General features: G+C 48.7%; 18 protein-coding genes. 3 read left to right on the top strand and 15 right to left on the bottom strand.

What is annotated here, in order from left to right:
• Window positions 1-38 precede the first annotated feature (38 nt).
• The 6 genes from odhB to sdhC form a co-directional block, all read right to left on the bottom strand.
• Window positions 39-1,250: a 2-oxoglutarate dehydrogenase complex dihydrolipoyllysine-residue succinyltransferase gene (gene odhB / locus J3U76_RS05710; protein ID WP_208004956.1), complete on the bottom strand. Its 1,212-nt coding sequence runs from the start codon at window positions 1,248-1,250 to the stop codon at window positions 39-41.
• Window positions 1,251-1,268: 18 nt separating this feature from the next.
• On the bottom strand, window positions 1,269-4,082 hold the full coding sequence (gene sucA, locus J3U76_RS05715; protein WP_208004957.1) for a 2-oxoglutarate dehydrogenase E1 component: 2,814 nt from the start codon (window positions 4,080-4,082) through the stop codon (window positions 1,269-1,271).
• Window positions 4,083-4,176: 94 nt separating this feature from the next.
• Window positions 4,177-4,899 carry a succinate dehydrogenase iron-sulfur subunit gene (locus J3U76_RS05720; RefSeq protein ID WP_208004958.1) on the bottom strand — a complete coding sequence of 241 codons (723 nt, stop codon included), beginning with the start codon at window positions 4,897-4,899 and terminating at the stop codon, window positions 4,177-4,179.
• A 15-nt stretch (window positions 4,900-4,914) separates the two neighbouring features.
• Window positions 4,915-6,681, bottom strand: a complete 1,767-nt coding sequence (sdhA, locus tag J3U76_RS05725) for a succinate dehydrogenase flavoprotein subunit (RefSeq protein WP_208004959.1) — start codon at window positions 6,679-6,681, stop codon at window positions 4,915-4,917.
• Window position 6,682: 1 nt separating this feature from the next.
• Window positions 6,683-7,027, bottom strand: a complete 345-nt coding sequence (sdhD, locus tag J3U76_RS05730) for a succinate dehydrogenase, hydrophobic membrane anchor protein (RefSeq protein WP_208004960.1) — start codon at window positions 7,025-7,027, stop codon at window positions 6,683-6,685.
• Window positions 7,021-7,410: a succinate dehydrogenase cytochrome b556 subunit gene (gene sdhC / locus J3U76_RS05735; RefSeq protein WP_208005027.1), complete on the bottom strand. Its 390-nt coding sequence runs from the start codon at window positions 7,408-7,410 to the stop codon at window positions 7,021-7,023. Before sdhC ends, sdhD begins: the two co-directional genes overlap by 7 nt.
• A gap of 352 nt (window positions 7,411-7,762) precedes the next feature.
• Between sdhC and J3U76_RS05740 the strand changes: the two genes are divergently transcribed.
• Window positions 7,763-9,049 carry a citrate synthase gene (locus tag J3U76_RS05740; RefSeq protein WP_208004961.1) on the top strand — a complete coding sequence of 429 codons (1,287 nt, stop codon included), beginning with the start codon at window positions 7,763-7,765 and terminating at the stop codon, window positions 9,047-9,049.
• Window positions 9,050-9,576: 527 nt separating this feature from the next.
• On the opposite strand, the gene fbp is transcribed toward J3U76_RS05740, so the two are convergent.
• From fbp to J3U76_RS05770, 6 genes are all read right to left on the bottom strand, one after another.
• Window positions 9,577-10,587, bottom strand: coding sequence for a class 1 fructose-bisphosphatase (fbp, locus tag J3U76_RS05745; protein ID WP_208004962.1), 1,011 nt, complete (start codon window positions 10,585-10,587; stop codon window positions 9,577-9,579).
• An 85-nt stretch (window positions 10,588-10,672) separates the two neighbouring features.
• Window positions 10,673-11,416 carry a 3-deoxy-manno-octulosonate cytidylyltransferase gene (gene kdsB / locus J3U76_RS05750; RefSeq protein WP_208004963.1) on the bottom strand — a complete coding sequence of 248 codons (744 nt, stop codon included), beginning with the start codon at window positions 11,414-11,416 and terminating at the stop codon, window positions 10,673-10,675.
• Window positions 11,413-11,601: a Trm112 family protein gene (locus J3U76_RS05755; RefSeq protein WP_208004964.1), complete on the bottom strand. Its 189-nt coding sequence runs from the start codon at window positions 11,599-11,601 to the stop codon at window positions 11,413-11,415. Before J3U76_RS05755 ends, kdsB begins: the two co-directional genes overlap by 4 nt.
• The gene (gene lpxK / locus J3U76_RS05760; protein WP_208004965.1) at window positions 11,591-12,559 is read right to left on the bottom strand and encodes a tetraacyldisaccharide 4'-kinase; all 969 of its coding nucleotides are present in this window, start codon (window positions 12,557-12,559) and stop codon (window positions 11,591-11,593) included. Before lpxK ends, J3U76_RS05755 begins: the two co-directional genes overlap by 11 nt.
• Window positions 12,559-14,310 carry a lipid A ABC transporter ATP-binding protein/permease MsbA gene (msbA, locus tag J3U76_RS05765; RefSeq protein WP_208004966.1) on the bottom strand — a complete coding sequence of 584 codons (1,752 nt, stop codon included), beginning with the start codon at window positions 14,308-14,310 and terminating at the stop codon, window positions 12,559-12,561. Before msbA ends, lpxK begins: the two co-directional genes overlap by 1 nt.
• Window positions 14,311-14,337: 27 nt before the next feature.
• Window positions 14,338-16,545, bottom strand: coding sequence for a DNA internalization-related competence protein ComEC/Rec2 (locus J3U76_RS05770; RefSeq protein ID WP_208004967.1), 2,208 nt, complete (start codon window positions 16,543-16,545; stop codon window positions 14,338-14,340).
• Window positions 16,546-16,572: 27 nt separating this feature from the next.
• On the opposite strand from J3U76_RS05770, the gene J3U76_RS05775 reads away from it, so the two are divergent.
• Window positions 16,573-17,085 carry a DUF2062 domain-containing protein gene (locus J3U76_RS05775; protein WP_208004968.1) on the top strand — a complete coding sequence of 171 codons (513 nt, stop codon included), beginning with the start codon at window positions 16,573-16,575 and terminating at the stop codon, window positions 17,083-17,085.
• Window positions 17,034-17,576 (top strand): DUF2062 domain-containing protein, encoded by a 543-nt coding sequence (locus tag J3U76_RS05780; protein WP_243454094.1) that lies wholly within the window; start codon window positions 17,034-17,036, stop codon window positions 17,574-17,576. Before J3U76_RS05775 ends, J3U76_RS05780 begins: the two co-directional genes overlap by 52 nt.
• Before the next feature lie 113 nt (window positions 17,577-17,689).
• On the opposite strand, the gene lolE is transcribed toward J3U76_RS05780, so the two are convergent.
• The 3 genes from lolE to J3U76_RS05795 are packed head-to-tail and all read right to left on the bottom strand — an operon-like array spanning window position 17,690 to window position 20,896.
• Window positions 17,690-18,931 carry a lipoprotein-releasing ABC transporter permease subunit LolE gene (lolE, locus tag J3U76_RS05785; RefSeq protein ID WP_208005029.1) on the bottom strand — a complete coding sequence of 414 codons (1,242 nt, stop codon included), beginning with the start codon at window positions 18,929-18,931 and terminating at the stop codon, window positions 17,690-17,692.
• A complete protein-coding gene (gene lolD, locus J3U76_RS05790) occupies window positions 18,931-19,692 on the bottom strand; it encodes a lipoprotein-releasing ABC transporter ATP-binding protein LolD (RefSeq protein ID WP_208004969.1) in 762 nt (253 codons plus the stop codon). The genes lolE and lolD overlap by 1 nt, the downstream gene beginning before the upstream one ends.
• A complete protein-coding gene (locus J3U76_RS05795; RefSeq protein WP_208004970.1) occupies window positions 19,685-20,896 on the bottom strand; it encodes a lipoprotein-releasing ABC transporter permease subunit in 1,212 nt (403 codons plus the stop codon). The genes lolD and J3U76_RS05795 overlap by 8 nt, the downstream gene beginning before the upstream one ends.
• Window positions 20,897-20,951: the final 55 nt, after the last annotated feature.

Consider the following 20,951-nt stretch of genomic DNA (forward strand, 5'->3'; position numbering starts at 1 on the left):
AAAAAGGCCGAACCTTAGTTCGACCTCATTATTATGGGTTATACATCCAACAGCAAGCGTGTTGGGTCTTCAAGCAGCTCTTTAATAGAGACTAAGAAACCCACTGATTCTCGACCATCAATCATACGGTGATCATAAGACAATGCCAAATACATCATCGGCTGTATCACTACTTCACCATTCACCGCCATGGGTCTGTCTTCAATTTTGTGCATCCCCAAAATTGCACTTTGTGGCGGGTTAATAATAGGCGTCGACATCAGCGAGCCAAATACGCCACCATTGGTGATAGTAAAGTTACCGCCCGTCATATCATCAACCGTCAACTTACCGTCACGGCCCTTAATGGCTAGCTCTTTAATGGTTTTTTCAATATCAGCCAAGCTTAGGCGATCACAGTCACGCAACACAGGCGTCACCAAACCACGTGGGGTGGATACGGCAATACTCACATCAAAGTAGTTGTGATACACAATATCATCGCCGTCTAGTGAAGCATTAACTTCTGGAAAGCGCTTCAGTGATTCTACAACCGCTTTCACATAAAACGACATAAAGCCTAAACGAACATCGTGGCGTTTTTCAAACTGCTCTTGGTATTGCTTGCGCAACGCCATAATCGGCCCCATGTTCACCTCGTTAAAGGTGGTTAACATAGCGGTGGTGTTTTTCGCTTCCAACAAGCGCTCTGCCACACGTTTGCGCAAGCGGCTCATAGGCACACGCTTTTCGGTGCGCTCTTCTGGCGAGGCAATAATGGGGTCAACCGGTGCCGGCGTGCTGTCTTTTTTGCCGCCGTCTTTAATAAAGGCTTCTACATCTTCTTTAGTGATGCGCCCGCCTTTACCTGAACCTGATAACTTAGCCACATCCACATTATGCTCAGCCACTAAACGGCGTACCGCAGGGCTTAGATTATCGTTACTTTCATCGGCTTTTTGCTCTGTGTCTTCTGCCGATTTGCTGTCATTGTTCGAGCTGGTTTTTTCTTTGGTTGCTTCACCTGCAACCGCACCGGCTTTTAGTTTACCAATCAATTGCTGGCTAAGAACCGTCGCCCCTTCATCTTCAACAATCGCTTCGAGCGTTCCTGCTTCTGGAGCCGGTACTTCCAGTACCACCTTGTCGGTTTCAATATCAACAATAATTTCATCACGTTCAACCTGATCACCAGGTTGTTTGTGCCAAGTCGCGATAGTGGCATCGGCGACGGACTCTGGTAAGTCTGGAACCTTGATTTCGATGGTCATCAATATGTCCTTAGTGCGTTAAGCTTGTGTCGGCGTCAGTGCGTCTTCGACCAGTGCTTTTTGTTGTTGTAAATGTACCGAGGTATAACCTACAGCCGGTGAAGCAGAAGCTTCTCGACCGGCATAACGTAAACGTGCCCCTGCGGGAATAGCCGCACGGAAATGGTGTTGGCTACAATACCAAGCGCCTTGGTTTTGTGGCTCTTCCTGACACCATACAAAATCAGTTACATGCTGATAATCTTCAAGAATCGCACCAACCTCTTTTTGTGGGAAAGGGTATAACTGCTCAATGCGAACAATCGCCACATCGGTTTGTTCATTCTTACGTCTTGTTTCTAATAAATCGTAATACACCTTACCTGAGCACAGCACTACTCGTGTCACGCCTTTGGGATCTAGATCATCTATTTCACCAATTGCGTTCAAGAAAGTGCCGCTGGCCATGGTCTCTAAGTCAGATACCGCCAACGGATGACGTAACAATGACTTAGGTGACATCACCACTAACGGGCGACGCATCGGTCTAATGACCTGACGACGCAACATGTGAAATACCTGGGCCGGTGTGGTAGGCGCGACAACTTGCATATTGTGCTCAGCACACAACTGCAAATAACGCTCTAAACGGGCACTGGAGTGCTCTGGGCCTTGACCTTCATAACCGTGAGGTAGTAGCAATGTTAAGCCACACATGCGCCCCCACTTTTGCTCACCTGAGCTAACAAACTGGTCAATGACCACTTGGGCGCCGTTGGCAAAGTCACCAAACTGAGCTTCCCAAATGGTTAAGCCGTCAGGCTCAGCCGTGGCATAGCCATACTCAAAAGCCATTACCGACATTTCACTTAATACCGAGTCAAACACCTGAAATTGACCTTGGCCTTCAGATAAGTGACACAGTGGCGTATAGGTACTGGCATCATCTTGATTATGCAATACCGCATGACGGTGGAAGAAAGTGCCTCGGCCAGAGTCTTGACCCGTTAAGCGCACTTCGTACTTATCTTCACACAAGGTGGCATAAGCTAACACTTCAGCAAAGCCCCAGTCCGCCAGTTTTTCGCCTTGGGCCATTAATTTACGGTCATCATAAATACGGCTAACTTGGCGCTGCAAGGTATGACTTTCTGGGTAGCTTGTTACCCGCTCGGCCAGCGATTTTAACTTATCGAGGTCGTAGCTGTCGTCATACTCCATGTCCCACTCATGGTTCAAATAAGGAGCCCAGTTTACTGTGGTCTTATCCATAGAGCGCCACTCTTTCACCACGCACTCACCACAGTCTAATGCATCACGATATTCATTGATCATCACTGTGGTGTCTTCGGCTGAAATAGTGCCATTGGCAATCAGCTTATCGGCGTAAATTTTACGTGGCGTGGGGTGTTGTTTAATTTTTTTATACATCAACGGCTGAGTCGCGCTGGGCTCGTCAGCTTCGTTGTGGCCATGGCGACGGTAACAAACCAAGTCAATCACCACATCACGGCCAAATTCATTACGATAGTCTAGCGCCAATTGCGTCACTTGCACCACGGCTTCTGGATCATCGGCATTAACGTGGAAAATAGGCGCCTGTACCATTTTGGCAATATCGGTACAGTATTCAGTGGAGCGCATATCTTTCGGATTAGAGGTGGTAAAGCCTACTTGGTTATTAATTACGATACGCACGGTACCGCCGACCCCGTAACCACGGGTAAGCGACATATTAAAGGTTTCGGCGACCACACCTTGACCACCAAAAGCCGAGTCACCATGAATGGTAATCGGCAGTACTTGGCGACCATCGGGGTTAGATAAACGGTCCATACGCGCTCGTACTGAGCCAATCACCACAGGGTTTACAATTTCTAGGTGAGAGGGGTTAAAGGCCAGTGCTAAGTGAACGTTACCGCCTGGGGTAGCAAAGTCGGAGCTAAAACCCATGTGGTATTTTACGTCGCCTGAACTTTCGGTGTCGTATTTACCGGCAAAGGCATCAAATAAATCTTGTGGTCGTTTACCCAGCACGTTAACCAGCATATTTAAACGACCACGGTGGGCCATGCCAATCACCACTTCTTTACCGCCATTTTCACCAAAGCGTCGGATCAGCTCTTTGGTCATGGGCACGAGTGCATCGCCGCCTTCAAGCGAGAAGCGTTTGGCGCCTGGGAATTTTGCGCCTAAATATTTCTCTAGCCCTTCAGCCGCGCTTAGGCTATCTAAAAAGCGCAGTTTATCTTCTTGGCTAAATTGTGGGTTGCCAACCACGGTTTCAAGCTGGCTTTGAATCCAACGCTTTTCGCGGGTGCTGGTGATGTGCATATACTCTGCACCCACAGAGCCACAGTAGGTCTTTTTCAGCGCTGAAACCAAGTCGCTGAGCTTCATGGTCTCTTGACCAATCGCATAAGAGCCCACGTTAAAGGTGGCGTCTAAATCTGAGCCCGTTAAGTTATGAAACGCGGGATCGAGTTCGGCCACTTCTTTACGTGCCCACAAGTTAAGTGGATCTAGAGTGGCATTTTGATGACCACGAAAACGATAAGCGTTAATCAGCTGCAGCACTTTAACCTGCTTCGAATCCGTATGCGGGTCGCTTACCGGTGTGGCGTAGCGTGAGGTGTCTTTAGCAAGGCGGCGAAAGTAATCTCTGACTTGTGAATGAGGCTGGTCGGGTACGCCATCCTGAGGAATAGGCAACTCGTTAAACACGGTTTGCCACTGCTCAGGAACCGACTCAGGATCGGCAAGATAATCCTCGTACAAATCTTCTACATAGGTCGCATTGGCACCGGCCAGGTAAGAGGATTCCAGCCAGGCTTGCATAACGCCATTGTGCATTTTTATCCCTTTATTACGTCTCGACAGGGCTACTGTCGTTGGGTCATTGTGTAAACGCCGCCCAATATGGGCGGCGATTCATACTACGGCTCTACTAAACTGACCGCTTTAATAACATTGACTTAATACTACCAATTGCTTTTGTGGGGTTGAGCCCTTTCGGACACACATCCACGCAGTTCATAATGCCATGGCAACGGAATACACTAAAAGCATCTTCCATCTCAGACAAGCGTTCATTATTACCAGTATCACGACTATCAGCTAACCAGCGGTAAGCAGCCAGCAAACCTGCAGGGCCAATAAACTTATCTGGGTTCCACCAAAAAGAAGGACACGCCGTTGAGCAACAAGCACATAATATGCACTCATAAAGCCCGTCTAACTTAGCACGCTCCTCTGGTGATTGCAGATGTTCCCGTGCCGGTGGCACTTTTTCATCAGCAATTAAGAACGGCTTCACTTTTTCCCATTGCGTATAGAACTGAGTCATATCAATGACCAAGTCGCGTACTACAGGCAAACCAGGCAAGGGGCGGATCACCACCGTATTATCCTTGCTCTGCTTAAGCAGATCAGATAATGGCGTGATACAGGCCAAACCATTCTTACCATTCATGTTCATGCCATCGGAGCCACAAACCCCTTCGCGGCATGAGCGACGAAACGATAAGCTCGGCTCTTGCTCTTTTAATGCCAACAATGCATCCAGTACCATCATGTCGGAGCCTTCGGCTACCTCAAGCTGATAGTCTTTCATATACGGCTTGGCATCGGTTTCTGGGTTATAACGATAAACTGAAATTGTAACTTGCATCTTTATCCCCTTCCCTTAGTAAGTCCGCGCTTTTGGCTCGAAGGCGTCACGATGATTCGGTGACAAATTCACAGGCCGCGTGCTCATAGACTCAGTGTTAGGGCTGTATAAGGAGTGGCATAACCAGTTTTCATCATCACGATCGGGATAGTCAAATCGAGAGTGAGCGCCACGACTTTCGGTACGGAAGTTTGCCGCTACCGCAGTGGCATAGGCAGTTTCCATTAGGTTATCTAACTCTAAACACTCAATACGCTGAGTATTAAAGTCGGAGCTGGTGTCATCTAGGCGGGCATTTTTCAGGCGCTCGCGAATTTTCTTCAGCTCAGCCAGACCTTCGGCCATGGCATCCCCTTCACGGAATACCGAAAAGTTATGCTGCATGCACTCTTGCAAGTCTTTCTTAATTTGCACCGGATCTTCACCGTCGCGGTTATTTTCCCAACGGTTATAACGCGCCATGGCTGCGTCAATATCTGCTTCTGTGGCGTCTTTCACGTCACTCAGCTCTTGCAAAGCTTCCACTAAGTGGCGACCCACAGCACGGCCAAATACCACTAGGTCAAGCAGCGAGTTACCGCCCAAGCGGTTAGCACCGTGTACCGATACACAGGCAATTTCACCCACTGCAAACAAGCCCTTAACAGGGATATCTTTACCGTCAGCATCTGTGGTTAGCGCTTGACCATTCACATTGGTCGGCACGCCGCCCATCATATAGTGACAGGTAGGAATAACCGGAATTGGCTCTACCACAGGGTCTACGTGAGCAAAGGTGCGAGATAACTCACAAATACCTGGCAAGCGTGACTCTAGTACGTCTTTACCAAGATGATCGAGCTTCAGCTTAAGGTGTGGCCCCCAAGGTCCGTCACATCCGCGGCCTTCACGAATTTCAATCATCATAGAGCGCGCCACTACGTCGCGGCTGGCCAAGTCTTTTGCATTCGGGGCATAACGCTCCATAAAGCGCTCGCCATCTTTATTTAATAGATAGCCGCCTTCGCCACGGCACCCTTCCGTTACCAGGGTGCCTGCGCCCGCAATACCGGTCGGGTGAAACTGCCACATTTCCATGTCTTGTACAGGTACACCAGCACGTAAAGCCATGCCCACGCCGTCCCCGGTATTAATGTGTGCGTTGGTGGTCGACTGATAAATACGACCCGCACCGCCGGTGGCTAAAATGGTCGCCTTGGCTTTAAAGTACACCAAGTCGCCGGTTTCAATATCAATGGCAGTACAACCCACCACATCACCGTCGGCGTTTTTCACCAAATCAAGCGCATACCACTCCGAGAACACAGTGGTTTTATGCTTAACGTTTTGCTGATACAAGGTGTGCAGTAGCGCATGGCCGGTTCGGTCAGACGCCGCAGCGGTACGTGCTGCTTGCTCGCCACCAAAGTTAAGCGATTGGCCACCAAAGGGGCGCTGGTAGATTTTACCGTTATCGAGCCTTGAAAATGGTAAGCCCATTTTCTCAAGCTCAAGTACCGATTCAGGCCCGGTTTGACACATAAACTCAATCGCGTCTTGGTCACCAATATAATCGGAGCCTTTAACGGTATCGTACATGTGCCATTCCCAGTTATCTTCATGGGTATTACCTAATGCAACGGTAATGCCTCCTTGCGCCGATACAGTATGAGAACGGGTTGGAAATACTTTAGACAAGAGCGCACAGCTTTTGCCCGACTCTGCTATTTGTAGCGCAGCACGCATGCCTGCACCACCGGCGCCGATAACCACGGCGTCAAATTCGCGAATACTAATAGTCACCTTATACACCCCACAGTACGACGATACCGGTCATCACATAAACCAGCAGTAACACCACTACCCCAAACTGTGCAGCACCACGTAGCATGGCGCACTTCACGTAGTCGGAGAGTACCTGCCAAGCGCCAATCCAAGCGTGAACTAACACACTTAATAGCGCCAGTAGCGTAAACACCTTGGTAAAGGTTTTGGCAAAAAAGCCTACCCACACGTCATAAGTAATGTCGTTAAAGGCAATAAAACCCACCAAGTACAGGGTATATAGAGTCATAATAACCGCGGTAACGCGCAACAACATAAAGTCGTGTACACCGCTGCGGCCAAAGCTTGCAGAATTTGTTACCATACCATTATCCCCGCTAGCAGTGATAATACTGCAGTGATCCCCAATGCAACCTTGGCACTAAGCGCTCCCGACTCCAACTCTTCACAGTAGCCTAAGTCCATAATGAGATGACGGATGCCACCGACTATGTGGTAAGCTAGTGCAGTTAGAATACCCCACATAATAAACCAGACGATAAAACCGTCGAGTATATCAACAACTGCTAAAAACCCTTTTTCTGACGAAAGAGAGTAGCTTAACAGCCACAGTAGGATGGCGAGTGCGAACAATGTGATCACGCCGGAAACCCGGTGCAGGATTGAAGAAATTGCAGCGACAGGTTGGCGAATAGTCCGTAGATCGAGGTTTACAGGTCTCTGTTTTTTAGTCACGGTCTTGCCCACTTGGCTCAAAAGAGCACGTTAGTTATTGTTTTATATAGACATAGCCCAAGTATACGAAATGGAAACATATGTTTAACATTGCCCCCACTACAGCCTCATATACCTTCGCTCTCAGTATATGAAGGGGACTTTTTAATTACAACGAAGTGCTTGAACCATTTGCCAAAATTGTAAACTTGATCGCACAACGAGCGCTATAGTGGCACAAAACCATCAGGAAAATTGACATCACCCCCCTGTTCTGTTTTCAATATGCCCGCACCGTGGGATGCATTAATAGTTAAACATTCATTTAAACTATGTAAAAATGTCTACTTACGGACCTATTATAAAAAAGCAAAGGAGACGTGCTATGGCTGACAACAAGGCCACCCTGCATTTACCCGGCCAGGAGCCAGTTGAATTACCGATTTCTTCTGGCACTGCGGGTTACGATGTAATTGATATCAGTACTCTAGGTTCACATGGATACTTTACGTACGATCCAGGTTTTATGGCAACAGCCTCTTGCCAGTCTGATATTACTTATATCGACGGTGGTAAAGGTATTTTGTTGTACCGCGGCTACCCTATCGACCAATTAGCAGAAAAAGCTAATTATCTGGAAGTGTGTTATTTGCTGCTGTACGGAGAAGCCCCTACTGCCAAGCAATTTGAGAAGTTTCAGCACTGCATTATGCGCCACACTATGGTGCACGAGCAGCTGTCTTCTTTCTTCAAGGGTTACCGCCGTGATGCGCACCCAATGTCGATTGTATGTGGTGTGATCGCCGGCTTATCTGCCTTCTATCATGACCCTATGGATATTACCGATCAAACGCATCGCGAGACCTCTGCGCACCGTATGATCGCTAAGTTGCCAACCATTGCGGCTATGGCTTATAAATATTCAATTGGTCAGCCATTTGTCTATCCGCGTAACGATTTAAGCTATGCGGCTAACTTCTTGCAAATGATGTTTGCCGTGCCCTGCGAAGAATATAAGGTTAACCCCATTGTTGAGCGCGCCATGGATCGCATTTTTACTTTGCATGCCGATCATGAGCAAAACGCGTCAACCTCAACCGTGCGTTTAGCCGGTTCAAGTGGTGCTAACCCATTCGCTTGTATTGCTGCTGGCATTGCATCGCTATGGGGGCCTGCTCACGGTGGTGCCAACGAAGCCTGCTTGAACATGCTAGAAGAAATCGGTTCAGTGGAAAATATTCCTGAGTTTATTGCCCGTGCAAAAGACAAAGATGATCCGTTCCGCTTAATGGGCTTTGGTCATAGGGTTTACAAAAACTTTGACCCAAGAGCCACTGTGATGCGTGAAACCTGTCACGAAGTGTTAGACGATCTTAAGATTGAAGATCCACTGCTCGATGTAGCCATGGAACTAGAGCGCATTGCGCTGTCTGACCCTTACTTTGTTGAGCGCAAGCTATATCCGAACGTCGATTTCTACTCGGGCATAGTGCTAAAAGCGGTAGGCATTCCTACTAGTATGTTTACCGTGATTTTCGCGCTATCTCGTACTGTAGGCTGGATGTCACACTGGAATGAAATGATGTCTGATCCTAAGCAGAAGATCGGTCGTCCGCGCCAGCTTTATACCGGTGCCGCTGAGCGTGATTTTACCTCTCAGGTAGAAAGATAACGCCAGTCCCGCTGTAATATCGTGATAAGGCCGACATGAAAATGTCGGCCTTTTTTATGTAGTATGTAGGATCGATTTCAATCGACCAAAGATTTTATATTGAATGTTAAGCCGTGCCATCGTTTTGTGCGAATAAATTCGCCCCTACGAAAAGCCAGAGCGACTCCCTTTGGTCATTGCGAGGAGTGCAACGACGCGGCAATCCATTTCAAAAGAAAGCGCTACGTCTAACGCTGACCGCGTTACGTTAAAGAAAACTGCGGTTTTGTTTTTTCGTCAGGCGCTCAGCGTAAAGCGTACGGCTGCTTGTTAGATGGATTGCCGCGCTACGCTCGCAAAAACGAAATAAGGGCGCATAACAATATAGTGCAAAGCCTTGACGCCCAACAGAATATCTACAAAAATTTCAAACTCATCGGAAGTCTAAAGTCTTGGGTCGATTTCAATTGATCCAAGACTCCCAAACAAAAACACCGAGCCTATTATGGGCTCGGTGTTTTATTGTTAGCTGAGTGCTTGGCGCTGATTTATTCGGCCGAAAACTCTGTCATTAAGGCACAGGCCTTATCCACCATTTTGCTAGAGCCAATAAAATAAGGCGTACGCTGGTGTAGCTCGGTGGGCTTAATTTCCATAATACGACGGAAACCATCAGTTGCCTTACCACCGGCTTGCTCGGCCATAAAGGCAAGTGGGTTGCACTCATACAATAGACGCAGCTTACCGTTGGGAGAATTGGTACCCGACGGATAAATATAAATGCCGCCTTTAAGCATATTACGATGAAAATCTGACACTAAAGAGCCGATATAACGTGAGGTATACGGGCGGTTACTTGCATCATCTTTTTCTTGGCAAAACTTCAGGTACTGCTTCACCCCTTCAGGGAAACGAATATAGTTACCTTCGTTAATAGAGTAAATATTGCCCATTTCTGGAATGCGGATATTCTCATGAGACAAGCAAAATGATCCCAAGGTAGAGTCATAGGTAAAGCCGTGTACCCCATTACCCGTGGTATACACCAACATGGTGGATGAGCCATACACCACATAACCGGCCGCCACTTGGTTTACACCTGGCTGTAAAAAGTCTTCCATGCTGACTGGTTCGCCTGGCTGACTAACACGGCGATAAATCGAGAAAATCGTGCCTACTGATACATTCACATCAATATTAGAAGAACCATCTAAAGGGTCCATTAATACAATGTATTTTGCATTCGACTGGCGCTCATCAGCAAAGCCCACAAAGTAATCTTCTTCTTCAGAGGCAATACCACAGACCTCTCCACGGGCTTCTAAGGCGGCTTTAAAGACGTCATTGGCAAACACATCAAGCTTTTGCTGTGCTTCACCCTGTATATTTTCGCTGCCTGCACTACCGCCAATAATATCAGTGACTAAACCGGCACGGTTAATTTCTCGGTTAACCACTTTGGCCGCACGGCGGATAGAAGATAACAGCGAAGATAACTCGCCACTGGCGCTGGGGTATTCAGCTTGGTTTTTAATGATGTATTCACCCAGGGTAATCATAAACTTCCTCGAAGGTTTCTTGAGACGTTAGCCGCCATAATTGCGGGGCAAGATACCCCGTTCATGTTAAATTTAAAACTGTGTATTACGCTAATTGCTGGCGTACCGCGGCCAAATCAGCCGGCGTGTCTACTCCCGGTGGCGGTACTTCACAGGCGTCAGCTAAGGCAATAGACTCGCCATGCCATAACACCCGCAACTGCTCTAATTTTTCTAATTGTTCAAGTGGGCTGACCGGTAGAGCCAAATAATGGCGAATAAAGCCGGCTCGATAGGCATAAAGGCCAATATGGCGTCGGCAGTGTGTTAAATCAGGGGTGGCAGCTGCCATGCCCTCTCGGTCAAACGGCACACCGACACGGCTAAAATACAGCGCATAGCCTTGAGCATTGCTCACCACTTTAACCACATTAGGATCATCTAGCTGTTCAAGCTGCTCTAATGGCGTTGCTAAGGTTGCCATGGGCGCATCACTGCTCGCCAATAAATTGGCGACTTGATCCACTAATGCCGAGGGCAATAAAGGCTCATCACCTTGCACATTAACCACAATTTCATCTGCTGCCAATTCAAGCAGCTCAACCACTTCTGCTAAACGCTCGGTGCCCGACTCATGATCGCTACGGGTCATCACCACTTCAACGCCGCTGTGCTGCAAAGCCTCTGCAATTCGCGCGTCATCGGTCGCCACTACTACCCGATGCGCCCCACTTTTTTGTGCCTGCTCAGCCACCCATAATATCATGGGCTTACCGTGAATATCAGCCAAGGGCTTGCCAGGTAGTCGCGTTGAGCTAAACCGGGCTGGAATAACAACAACAAAACTCATGCTGGCAACTCGTCTGAACTAAGCTTGCGTGCACTGCTTTCTAGCAAAACCGGAATATTTTCGGTAATAGGGTAGGCTAAGCGGTCAAATCGGCACACAAGTTCGTTATGAGTACGATCTAACTGTAGTCTTCCTTTGCATACTGGGCAGGCAATAATGTCCACCAATTTAGCGTCAATCGCCATTCTCTCGCTCCTTCAGTCGGGTTAGCAGCATTTGTTCAAATGCCGAGGGTAATTGCGCATCAACGGGCAAATACCACGTATTAGCATGACCACCAGGCCATTTAACCGCATCTTTTTCGGTGATCAATAAAGGTCGTGATTGTAAATGATTAAGCTGCTCGCTGGCCACCGCCTTATGATCGGCCAAGGCCACTTGTTGCTCTAACACAAAGCCAAGTTGCTCTAAGGTGGCAAAAAAACGTGGCGGATGACCAATGCCGGCCAACGCATGTACGGTTTGGGGCGCACAGGGCGCAGGTTCGGTGGGAGGGGCGTCGATAGAGGTTAATGCACCCGGCGTTAAGGTCATTAAAAACTCCCCCGCCTGCGCCGGCCCTCCGTTATTAATGACTGCATCCACTGTGTTTAATCGCCATAATCCTTCACGCAATGGCCCCATGGGCAATAAATGACCATTACCAAAGCGGCGTTTACCGTCCACCACCACCAGTTCAATATCTCGCGCCAGCGCATAATGCTGCAAGCCATCATCACTGACAATAATATCCGCCCCCACACTGGCTAATAGTGCAGCAGCTTCTGCGCGCTTGGGGCCCACCACCACCGGGCAGCCGGTGCGTCGATAAATTAATACCGGCTCATCACCAGCTTGCTCGGCTTGCGTCTCTGGGGTTAATAACAGCGGATAATGAGCACTTTTCCCACCATAGCCACGACTGATCACCCCAGGATGATAGCCTTGCTCGCGTAGCCACTCTACCAACCACACCACCACAGGGGTTTTGCCATTGCCACCCACCGTCAGATTGCCGACCACAATAACAGGCACCGGTGTTTTATGTTGCGCTTTAAGCCCCCAAGCAAATAAGGCTCGCCGCCCACCGCTTATCAGCGCAAACAGTGCACTAAAAGGGGCCAGCAACCACAGCCAAATGGCGCCTTTATACCAAGCTTGCATTACTGTTCGCCATATTGAATATGTCTCAGCTGTGCATATACACCTTGACGGGCCAATAACTCTTGATGCGAGCCGCGCTCCACCACTTGGCCCTCATCAATCACCAATATTTCATCGGCACTTTCAATGGTCGATAATCGATGTGCAATGACGAGCACGGTGCGGTTTTCTCGTAGCGCATCTAACGCGGCTTGAATATGGCGCTCCGACTCAGTATCAAGTGCCGAGGTGGCTTCATCTAAAATAAGCAAAGGCGCATCACGCAGCAAAGCACGAGCAATGGCAATTCTCTGGCGTTGCCCGCCTGATAAGCTGGCGCCATTTTCACCAATAATGGTGTCGTAGCCTTGATCTAGTTTATTAATAAACTCATCGGCATAGGCAACTTTAGCTGCAGCTATTACTTGCTCTCGGCTATATTCGCCTGCCGCTGCATAGGCAATATTATTGGCAATGGTGTCATTAAATAAGTGAACCTGTTGCGACACTAAAGCAAATTGGCGGCGCAGATCACTTAATTTATATTCACGAATATCCACCCCATCAAGGCGAATTTCACCTTCATTAATATCGTAAAAACGCGTGAGCAGGCTGGCAATAGTACTTTTACCTGAGCCCGAACGCCCCACTAGCGCAATAGTTTTACCCGGGGCCAGTGAAAAGCTGACGTCTTTTAGCGCCACCGTTTCTTTGGTGGGATAAGTAAAGCTCACACCATCAAACTCTAACTCACCCTTAGCCCGCACTAACTTCTGGGTGCCGGTATCACGCTCGCCTTCACTGTCGAGTAAAGAAAATAAACTTTGGCAAGCAGAAATACCCCGCTGATAAGAGGCGTTCACTTGGGTGAGGCTTTTAAGGGGGCGCATTAACATCATCATTGAGGTGACGATCACGGTAAAAGTACCGGGGGTTAACTGGTCTTGAATATCGTCAAAGGTAGACACATAAAGCAAAATCGCCAAAGCACTGGAGGCAATCACTTGCACCAAAGGTGTACCAATAGCATCGGCGGCCACCATTTTCATATTTTGCTGGCGCACCGCATTACTCACATTATGAAAGCGCCCCGCCTCCACTTTTTGGCCATTAAACATGAGTACTTCTTTATGGCCTTTTAGCATTTGCTCGGTACTGCTAGTAATATTGCCCATGGCATCTTGCATGCCACGGCTTAAACGACGAAAACGACGACTGATCACCGCAATCATCACCCCAACCACAGGCCCCACCACAAAGAAAATTAATGAAAGCTGCCAAGAGTGATAAAACATTAAGCCCAACAAACCAATAACTGTTGCCCCTTCGCGTACTAAGGTCACTAAGGTAGAGCTAGCAGCAGATGACACCTGAGACGCATCGTAGGTCACTTTAGATAATAAGTTGCCACTGTTATGACGGTCAAAAAAGGCCACCGGCATGGTCATTAATTTGCTAAATACTTCTTGCTGTAACGCCATCACTACGTGATTACCGACCCAAGCCATGCAAAAGCCGGATAAAAAGGTACAAACCCCACGTAAAAAGACAATGCCCATCACAAATACCGGCATCCAGGTTAATACCGCCGGATCTTGTCCGGTTAAGCCATCATCAATAAGCGGTTTAATAGAATAAACAAAGGTGGTATCAACAGCGGCATAGCCGGCCATACCAATAATTGCCGCCACTAAACCGAGCTTACGCTCCTTCACATAACGCAATAACCGCTTAAGTATCGGCCAGGATGAAGTGTGTGCATCTTGGGACATAAGGTCTCTACCTTGAAAAACGAGAGGCTATTCTAACGGCTTAGCGCCATTCAACCAAGTATTGAGGCTGTTATACCAAGCGCCAGCGCGTTTTGTTTGCACTAAATGCCACTCTTCTCCCTTTGCCACCCAATGCACCATGCCTAACTCACCGGTAATTAGCTGTTGCGCGCCTTGTTCGCGAAAACGGGTGACCACCTCAGGAGCAGGAAAGCCCCAACGATTATTAAAGCCTGCCGTATGCACCACCCACTTCGGGCTAACGGCTTCAATAAAGGCTTTAGAAGATGAGCTTTTACTGCCATGGTGGGGGCTCACTAATAATTGTGCCGATAAAGACGCTGGAGCTTGTGTAAAAGTACGGCTGGCTAATAAAGCTTGCTCCGCTTTGGCCTCAATGTCCCCGGTTAACAAGAGCGACAGTACGCCATCACTGATATGTATCACGCAAGAATCATTATTACTGTGGCCAGTGATCGTTTTCGGCCATAAAACCTTTAAGCTAAGCGCCCCCCAGCGTGCTTGTTGCCCAGCCCGACACTGTTGACCATCAGGCCAAGCTCCCCAGCGTTGTTCAATAGGCAAAGTTCGAGCTAAGTAATCACGATTACCGCTGTGGTCTTGATCATTATGGCTTATTACCAAGTGATCAAGCTGCTGAATACCCAAGCGTCTTAACAGTGGTAAAATTACGCCATCGGCCATATTAAAGCCCGAATTAAAACGATTACCGGTATCAAATAGCAGCCCTCGCTGCCCCTGCGTCACCAACACAGACAAGCCCTGCCCCACATCTAAAACTCGCACCTGCCAATGGGGTTGTGCCCCCCATTGCAATAAGACTACACACACAGGCAGTACCATTAACCAACGCGCTTTGGGTAACAGGAGCAATGGCAATAATAAAATAAAAAAGCCCACTCCTTGCGCATAAGTCGATAACCAGACCCAAGGCGAAAGCGTGTCGTTTAGCCAGTGCAGCGCCTTTATCATGGGCATAAATAAGGCGTCTAATATATTAAATATAGCACTCGCGAATGCAGGAGCTGGCAACATAAATAAGGCGGCAACTAATAATAACGGAATGAATAACAACGAAAATAGTGGAATAAGCACTAAATTAATCGGTAATGACACCCCGCTAACGCCACCAAAAATTAACATCACTAAGGGAAGCAACAATAACGTCATGCCAAACTGTAGGCGCCAAATTTTCCGCCCGCCCAACCAGTGCGTGGTCACCAACAAAGCTGCTACCGCTAATACCGATAACCAAAAACCCTGGTCAAGCGCCAACCAAGGCCGCATCACTAGCAGTAAGGTCATGGTGAGTAACAAAATGCGCCGGCCACTCCAAAAGCGCCCCCAACAATACACACCTAACCACAGCAACAACATTAATAAGGCACGCTGCGTGGGTACCGAAAAGCCCGCCAGCCAAGCATACGCAAGGGCTAAACTGGCCGCCAGCATTGCCGCAACCCAAGGGTTGCCAGTGAGCCGCCCCACTAATAACCCCAGCCCGGCGACCAAACCGATATGCAAGCCAGAAATCGCAAATAAATGACTAATGCCTAAGCCGCGTAACATAGCCCAATCTTGAGTGCTAAGCCCAGTGCGCTCCCCCACACTTAACGCCAGTAGCCATGGCTGAGCAGATAAGCTCGCGGTTTCTTCTTTAATATGCGCCACCATTTGAGTGCGCAAAGATTCAGCCCTAACTTGATGTGACAAGGTACCAGTTAGGCTGCCACGCGCACTAATACCTTGCCCTAATAACCAACGCGCACTATTAAAGGACCCCGGGTTATGCAAGCTATGAGGTAGGCGCAGCTGAGTAATCGATTGGAAGAATTCACCGGTTTTCGGGGGCGCTTGTTCACTATACCAAGACAACAAAACACGCGGTGTAGGGGAAAGAGCTTGACCATTTAGGCGCTTCAGGCTGACAATCAAGCTACTCTTATTATGTTCTTGCACTTTTACGCTATCGACGGTGCCGGCAATAAGCTGGCCGCGCTGAAATAGCATAGGAGTGTGTAGCCATTGTAACTGCCAGTGGCTATAACATAATGACCAAATAATACCGAGTAATAAGCAAGCTGTAGCCGGCCTTTTTTGCCAGCTTATGCCCATTAAACAGGCTAACGGTATCCACCAGTCCCAGCTGGGTAACCAGGGCCAGATAATAATACTTGCGATGCCGCAGCAAACAGAAAAAAGCCGCTTGTCCATTTGCTAAGTATTGCGGATTTAGTATAAATGCCAAAGAAAATGTTAAAACGCCTAATGCCTGATCCCGGCACCATTAAAAATAGCCGTTATTTAAAGGTGTTAGGCAGTCGGTTACATGACAATAATTTATGGTACTTAAACCGTCACTCAGCCGCAGGGGCTTTTGCTGTGGGGCTATTTTGCGCCTGGATGCCACTGCCTTTTCAAATGTTATTAGCCGCCTTATTAGCCATGACATTTAGGGTTAACTTACCGCTGTCGGCGGCATTAGTTTGGCTGACCAATCCATTTACCATTCCGCCCATGTTTTATTTCGCCTATCGTTTGGGCTCTTTTTTATTAGACAGACCGCACCATTACAAGCACTTTGAAATGAGCCTATCAGGCATTAGTAGTGCCATGAGCACAGCCGCACCACCTTTTTTATTAGGCTGTTTAGTGATGGCTGTGGTGTGCTCTGCGACTGGCTTTATGGTGATCCACGGTTTATGGCGCTGGACAGTCGCACGCCGTTGGAAACAACGGCGGCGTCACTCATAATGGTACAACGTTGGTTACGTTCAAAAATTCCCAACCAAGCGAGCTTGCATCAACATAAGCTATTGCGATTGTTTGGTAAACGTTGGTTAGATCCCGATTATTGGCGCTATAACCGCCACTCGGTTGCCACTGCCATTGCGTGTGGGCTATTTGCCGCTTGGCTTCCCTTACCTTTGCATTCGCTAGTTGCCATTGGTTTAGCCATTTTATTGCGCGGCTATCTTCCCTTAGCCATCGCCATGGTGTGGGTAAATAACCCCCTGACCATAGCGCCCATGTTTTATGTCGCCTATCACTTAGGTGTGCGATTACTGGGGTTACCTGTGTTGGAATTTAGCCACGCTTTAGAGCATGATCTTACCAGCATCATTTGGCCGCTACTCACAGGCGCACTGTTACTCGGCCTTGCCTGCGCCCTGTGCGGCTGGCTACTGACCCACCTTTACTGGCGCTGGAAAATACAGAAGGCCTGGAAAGCGAGGCGGCGTTAAATAACAGCGCCGAGCCAAAAGAAAGCCATACGTTTAACGCTGTACGCTATATGTTAAAAAACACTGGTGTAGTTTTTACGTACAGCGCTCGTCGTAAGGCGTACAGCTATAAGTTAGCCTTCCCCAAGCAGTTGTCTTGGCAGTAACTGACCGGCGCGCCATGCAGGATATACAGTGGCTAATAATATCAGTACCAAGGCGGAGCCGGTTACTAGCCATAAATCTGCCCAGTGAAACTCGGTGGGAATAAAATCAATAAAATAAATATCAGGATTTAAAAAGCGATGCCCAGTAACCCGCTCAATGGCAGCGACCAACTCCGACAGCTGAGTGGCTAACAAAGTGCCCACCAGGCCCCCTAACACAACGCCGGTAATCCCATTTAGCATGCCCTGTACCACAAAAGCGCCGCGAATTTGCCAAGGCCCTGCTCCCATGGTTTTAAGAATGGCAATATCTGCCTTCTTTTCATTCACCGCCATCACCAAGGTCGATACGATATTAAAACTGGCCACCGCCATCACTAATAACAGCACCACTATCATAAGGGTGCGCACCAACTGAATATCGTGATAAATATTGCCTTGGCTTTCCATCCAACTGCTTACATAAAACCCAATCGGCATGCCTGTGGCCGCTTGCATGGTTAATTGTTCTGCCGCTAGAACCTCATCAACTCGTAAATGAAATCCCAAGACCGCATCACCAATCGCACTCAACTCTTGGGCATCTTGTAAATGGGTGTATCCCAACACGCTATCTAGCTGCCCACCCAAGCTAATAATACCCACCAAGGTAAAGCGATGGCGCTTAGGTGAGCCAAAGCCATTGCTGCCCGGTGCCGGTAAAAGTAGCGACACGCTATCTCCTACCGACAAGCCTAATTGCTCGGTAATGGCTTTACCTAAAATAAGCCCGCGCTCCCCTGGGCGAAGTTGCGCTAAGCTAGCACCGGCTAAATAAGGCGCTAAGTGAGACACTTTCGCCTCGTCACTCGGAATAATGCCTTGCAGCTGCACCGCTTTTAACTTGGCCCCTCGGCTTAACAAACCTTCTAATGGCACCACAGGAGACACCGCCACTATGCCAGGCTCAGACGCCAACTGACTGGCCAGCGACGGCCACTGGGTTGCAGGACCTTTGGCCGTGGTCAACTGCCCATGAGGCAACACCGACAAAATACGGTTTTCTAACTCGCGCTCAAAGCCATTCATGGCCGACAAGCCCAAAATTAACGCCCCAACACCAATGGCAATGCCTGCTATAGAGGCCACCGAAATAAACGAAATAAAACGGTTACGGCGTTTAGCGCGACTAAAGCGCCAGCCCCAAAACACACTTAACGGACGAAACATTAAGCTTGCTCCTGCACTAATAAGCTGGCGCACACTGGCGCCTTGTTAACAGGCCCATTGACCCAGCGACCATCAACCAGCTCCCCTTCCACTAGCCGTCCTTCTACCAACTGACATTGCTTATTTAACCGAGCTGCCAAGTCTAAGTCATGGGTAACCACCACCAGGCCTGTTCCCAGCTCACTTTGCAGCTCAGCAAGTAAGGAAAATATTTCCCCAGCACTGTGTGCATCTAGATTGCCCGTTGGCTCATCGGCTAACACTAAACGCGGCTTATTCACTAATGCTCGGGCAATGGCCACGCGCTGGCGCTCACCGCCAGACAAGGCTGAGGGTCTATGATCAAGGCGGTGCCCTAAGCCTACACGCTGTAGCAGTGCCTCGGCTTGGGCTTTGGCTTCATCTACCGCACAACCGGCAATTAATAACGGCATGGCGGCATTTTCAAGGGCACTAAACTCCCCTAACAAATGATGAAACTGATACACAAAGCCCATATGCTGATTACGAAAACGTGCCTGAGCCCGATCCCGCATTTGGTGTAAATCTTCGCCCTCAATGAGCACCCGCCCCTGTGTAGGTGCATCCAGACTGCCAAGCAAGTGCAACAAGGTACTCTTACCCGAGCCCGAGCTGCCCACTACGGCCAAGCTTTCCCCGACCGCCAGTTGCAAGCTAACACCGTCTAAAATAGTGACAGGCGCGGCCCCATCGAGGTGAGTTTTAGTTAGGTTTTCAACCACTAATAATGGATTATTCATAGCGCAACGCCTCGGCAGGATGAACGCGCGATGCTCGCCATGCCGGATATAGGCTGGCCAACACACACAGTAATAAAGTAGAAAATAATACGACGGCTAATTGCGTCGGCAACAATAAAACCGGTAACTGACTGCCCCCAGCCGCGGCATACATATTAATGCCCAACACATTAAGCACCGCATCTAGGTTAAGGCTGAGTATTACCCCCAAGCCAAAGCCTAAAATACAACCCAGCACGCCACTAAAGCCGCCTTGGATCATAAACACCGTCATAATTCGTCCTCGGCTCAAGCCTAAGGTTTTTAGCATGGCAATTTCAGCTTCTTTATCGGTCACCACCATCACCATGGCCGACAAAATATTAAAGGCCGCCACTAATACAATCAGCGCCAGCATAAAGCTCATCAGTCGCTTTTCCATGGCTACCGCCTGAAATAGCTCGCCTCGCGTATGCTGCCAGGTTTCATATTTCAGCGGTGCGGGCAGTGTAGGTAGCGCACTTAATGCAAAAGGATCGTCCATCCATAGCCGCAAGCCCGAGGCCTGTTCGGGGGCATACCGCAATAAGCGAGCGGCATCCTCTAATCGTGCCATAATCAGTTGGCGATCCACATCGGTACCGGTACTAAAGGTGCCCACTAAGGTAAACACCCGCTGGCTAGGCACCCGCCCCAAAGGCGTAAAGCGGCTGCCCTCGGTAACCGTTACCCGCACTTTATCGCCCGGCTCTACCCCTAATGAACGCGCCACTTGCCAGCCCATCAATAACCCATAAGGTAAATCTTCAAAGTAACCTAAGGTACGTTTATCTAGGGCCTGTAATATTGGGTCTTGTTTTTTATTTGGCTCAACGCCATAAAGTTCAACACCCGTAATATGACCCGGCCCTTGCACCATGGCCTCGGCACGAATAAAAGGCGCACTGGCCAGCACCCCTGCTTGATGGGCAAATAGGCTTTGATATTGCTCAGGATCTGCCAATCGGCCTTGCGGCTCTGTTACCATGGCGTGGGGCACAACGCTTAACATGCGATCTTTTAGCTGTTGTTCAAAACCATTCATTACTGACGAGACGACAATCAATGCCGCCACGCCCAGTAGAATACCCATGGTTGAAAAGCCAGAAACAAAAGATGCAAAGCTACGCTGGCCCCGAGCCCCGGCATAACGTAAGCCCAACATCAGTGTTAGGGGTTGAAACATGATCTAATCGTCCGTTTTTTAAAGGGTTTTACCTCGTCCGCAAGTTACGGAATAA

The sequence above is a fragment of the Oceanisphaera pacifica genome (assembly GCF_017498065.1).
Lineage (GTDB): Bacteria > Pseudomonadota > Gammaproteobacteria > Enterobacterales > Aeromonadaceae > Oceanimonas > Oceanimonas pacifica.

Coding starts and splice junctions, on each gene's coding strand:
- lolE (WP_208005029.1), bottom strand. CDS start 18,931: ATGTTTCGTCCGTTAAGTGTGTTTTGGGGCTGGCGCTTTAGTCGCGCT.
- sdhD (WP_208004960.1), bottom strand. CDS start 7,027: ATGGTAACAAATTCTGCAAGCTTTGGCCGCAGCGGTGTACACGACTTT.
- J3U76_RS05795 (WP_208004970.1), bottom strand. CDS start 20,896: ATGTTTCAACCCCTAACACTGATGTTGGGCTTACGTTATGCCGGGGCT.
- lolD (WP_208004969.1), bottom strand. CDS start 19,692: ATGAATAATCCATTATTAGTGGTTGAAAACCTAACTAAAACTCACCTC.
- J3U76_RS05775 (WP_208004968.1), top strand. CDS start 16,573: ATGCCAAAGAAAATGTTAAAACGCCTAATGCCTGATCCCGGCACCATT.
- fbp (WP_208004962.1), bottom strand. CDS start 10,587: ATGATTACCCTGGGTGAATACATCATTAAAAACCAAGCTGAATACCCC.
- sucA (WP_208004957.1), bottom strand. CDS start 4,082: ATGCACAATGGCGTTATGCAAGCCTGGCTGGAATCCTCTTACCTGGCC.
- odhB (WP_208004956.1), bottom strand. CDS start 1,250: ATGACCATCGAAATCAAGGTTCCAGACTTACCAGAGTCCGTCGCCGAT.
- lpxK (WP_208004965.1), bottom strand. CDS start 12,559: ATGCAAGCTTGGTATAAAGGCGCCATTTGGCTGTGGTTGCTGGCCCCT.
- J3U76_RS05755 (WP_208004964.1), bottom strand. CDS start 11,601: ATGGCGATTGACGCTAAATTGGTGGACATTATTGCCTGCCCAGTATGC.
- msbA (WP_208004966.1), bottom strand. CDS start 14,310: ATGTCCCAAGATGCACACACTTCATCCTGGCCGATACTTAAGCGGTTA.
- J3U76_RS05720 (WP_208004958.1), bottom strand. CDS start 4,899: ATGCAAGTTACAATTTCAGTTTATCGTTATAACCCAGAAACCGATGCC.
- J3U76_RS05740 (WP_208004961.1), top strand. CDS start 7,763: ATGGCTGACAACAAGGCCACCCTGCATTTACCCGGCCAGGAGCCAGTT.
- J3U76_RS05770 (WP_208004967.1), bottom strand. CDS start 16,545: ATGGACAAGCGGCTTTTTTCTGTTTGCTGCGGCATCGCAAGTATTATT.
- J3U76_RS05780 (WP_243454094.1), top strand. CDS start 17,034: ATGGCGCTGGACAGTCGCACGCCGTTGGAAACAACGGCGGCGTCACTC.
- kdsB (WP_208004963.1), bottom strand. CDS start 11,416: ATGAGTTTTGTTGTTGTTATTCCAGCCCGGTTTAGCTCAACGCGACTA.